The organism is Marivita sp. (genome assembly GCF_020055635.1).
Taxonomy (GTDB): Bacteria; Pseudomonadota; Alphaproteobacteria; order Rhodobacterales; family Rhodobacteraceae; genus Marivita.
The window spans coordinates 1-2,763 of the sequence record NZ_JAIPUT010000168.1 but is presented as its reverse complement, the minus strand read 5'-3'; the positions used below and the strand labels follow the sequence as shown (position 1 = coordinate 2,763).

The 2,763-nt window shown below is 57.3% G+C and carries 3 protein-coding genes; 2 read left to right on the top strand and 1 reads right to left on the bottom strand.

The genetic code is table 11. From position 1 onward, the window contains the following. Nucleotides 1–78 precede the first annotated feature (78 nt). Nucleotides 79–726, bottom strand: a complete 648-nt coding sequence (locus LCF60_RS24200) for a GntR family transcriptional regulator (RefSeq protein WP_292295081.1) — start codon at nucleotides 724–726, stop codon at nucleotides 79–81. A 274-nt stretch (nucleotides 727–1,000) separates the two neighbouring features. Here LCF60_RS24200 and LCF60_RS24195 point away from each other — a divergent pair, with 274 nt between their 5' ends. Beyond that, nucleotides 1,001–2,188 (top strand): ABC transporter substrate-binding protein, encoded by a 1,188-nt coding sequence (locus tag LCF60_RS24195; protein ID WP_292295080.1) that lies wholly within the window; start codon nucleotides 1,001–1,003, stop codon nucleotides 2,186–2,188. Between the two features lie 105 nt (nucleotides 2,189–2,293). Continuing rightward, nucleotides 2,294–2,763 (top strand): branched-chain amino acid ABC transporter permease (locus LCF60_RS24190; protein WP_292295079.1); only part of this gene is annotated, 470 nt, incomplete at its 3' end.

Sequence of the window (2,763 nt, the reverse complement as noted above, 5' to 3'; positions counted from 1 at the left end):
GAAATTCGACGGCGGTCCCTATTTTTATGCCTCCGGCAAAACACTGCTCTCAGAGACGCGCGCACGGCCCTCGGGGATTTAATCCGCCCTCAGCAAGCTGACCAGATCCGGTTCTGTCTTGTGAGATTTGGTGAAGTCGAGATCCAGCCGGATGTGTTCCAGATGCTCTTTGGCAAGATCCGACGCACGGCCAGCGTCGCGCGCTTCGATGGCTTCGAGAATCTTCTCATGTTCATCGTCACGACAACAGGACGGCTTGCCTGACCCGAACATCGCCACGATGAGGGAGGTACGTGTCACCAGTTCACGCAGGGTTCGGGTGAGGAACCCGTTTTCGGAGACGGTCGCGATAAGCACGTGGAACTCGCCCGAAAGTCGTATGATTTCTTGGCGGTTCTCGGCAAGGTGCGCCGTTTTCTCCTTGTTGATGTGCTCGGTCAGCGCCTTGAGGCCCTGCGCGTCGATGCGCTCGGCCACCTGGGCGGTGAGGCTGGGCTCGATATGGATTCGCGCCTCGAAAACCTCATCTGCATCTTTCTGGTTCGGGCTGGCCACAAAAGCCCCGCGGTTGGACCGGAGCTCGACAATTCCCTGGCTCGCCAGCAGCAGGAGAGCACGGCGCGCTTTCATGCGCCCGACCCCGAAACTCTCGCAGATGGTCGATTCGCTCAGCTTGGTCATCGGAGCCAATGTCTGTTGCATGACTGCGCTGTAGATTCGATCCACGATCTTGTGTTCTTCGCCCAGAGACGAACCATCCTCATGAATTTTCTGAACTACCAAAGCCTTAGCCTCCGGATTCTTTATTTTTCTATGCGCCGTGCCGGCAGTTTAGTTGCAATTCGCGTTCACGAAAACAGTAGGCAGCGCCAACACAAAGTCAAATTATCGTTGACATAAATTGTTAACAATCTTTTTCTGAAGACAGCCAGCCAATGAAATACGGCCTGGGATATCCGGCTTGGAACATGTCGGGTGAAGTTCAACGGAGGAGAAAATCATGAAACGCAGAACAGTTCTGAAGTCCGCTGTGGCAGCGGCGGCTTTGTCCGCGCTGACAGCCACCGGCGCGCTGGCGGAAAACCCGACGCTGAAGATCGGGTTCGTCGGTGTGACCAGTGGCCCGGCTGCAGCCTGGGGCATTTCCAATCAGCGTTCGATGGAAGCGCGGGCCGCATGGATCAACGAGACAGGCGGCTACACAATCGGTGAGACCACCTATGACATCGAGATCGTATCATTCGATGACCAGAAGGACCCCAAGCGCGCCATCGCCGGCATGGAGAAAATGGCGCAGGAAGGCATCCATTACGTTGTTGGCCCGAACGTGGATGACGGCGCTGCCGCCGTGCGTCCCGTGGCCGAGGCTAACGGGATCATGTACTTCCCCTATGCCTTCCCGAAATCGCTGTATACGGCCCCGGCGTCAAATGCTGTTCTGGGGATGGTTGCCAACTATCAATCCGGACCGGCCATCTACAAATACCTGATGGAAAACGAGGGCATCCAAACCGTCGCCTTTGTGGCCGCCAACGAATCCGACCCGCTCAGCCAGCGGGACGGCGGTGTGGCCGCGGCCAAGGAGCTTGGCCTTGAGGTGGTCTCTGACAACGTGACCTACCAGGTCGACACGACCGACTTTACCCCTGTTCTGACACCGGTGATGCGGTCACAGCCTGACTTGCTGGTTCTGTCCGGGGTTTCGCCCGCCAACGCACCGCAATTGATCCGCTCGGCGCGCGAGTTGGGTTTCCAGGGGCTGATTTCAACAGAAACAGCACAGGATGCGGGTGTTCTCGCCGAAGGCGCAGGTGATCTGGCAAACGGCTTCATCTCGGTTGGCGGTGCATCGACACCGGAACTGGCATCCGACATGATGCGCGAATTCGTTCAGCGCTACACCGATATGTTCGGCGAGTACAATGACGAGTCCAACACCAAGGTCTACGCTCTCGAATACATCCTCGAAACCCTCAAGGCAGACCCGTCCGCCATCGACGACGTCGATGCGTTCCAGACGACCATGGACACGTTCGAAGCGTCGAACCCCTACATGGTTGGTGACGCCAAGCTGAGCTACGTGGGCATGACCTCATTCGGCCAGAAACGTCAGATTGCCGTGCCGCTCGTGGTCAATGTCTATCAGGATGGCGCGTTCGAGACATTGTTCGTCGCCGAGGTCGACTGACCGTCACACTTCGGTCCGGCCGGGGCCTCTGCGCTGGCCGGACGACACCGAATTGCGGGTCCCGGACTGGGCCCGGAGACATCATGAACAACAGGCGGGGATGGCATGGAACAGATTTTGGCGAACGGGGTCTATCTGGGGGCGCAATACGCGATGATCGCCCTTGGTCTGACCCTGATCTTTGCCCTTATGAACGTGCTCAACTTTGCCCATGGGCAAATGTACGTTCTGGGCGGCTTCGTCACCTATACCTTCTACGGGCAGTTGGGGTTTCCCTTTGTCCTGGGACTTTTGATGTCTTGCGTTACGCTTTTCATATTGGGCGCGCTGATCGAGAAATTTCTCTTCGGCCCCGTGATCAAACGATCCTCCCGGGAAGAAAGCACCATGCTTCTGGCCGCCGGGCTGGCGTTCTTCTTTGACGCGGTCATCCTGCTTGTTTTCGGAGAGAAACAGCGCGGAGTGCCAAAGATCGTGGACGGCGTGTTCAACTGGGACTTCCGGGTGATCATGCCCTATGACCGTATCCTGATCTGTGTCCTCGCCATCGTTTCGATCGTCGGTTTCATTCTGTT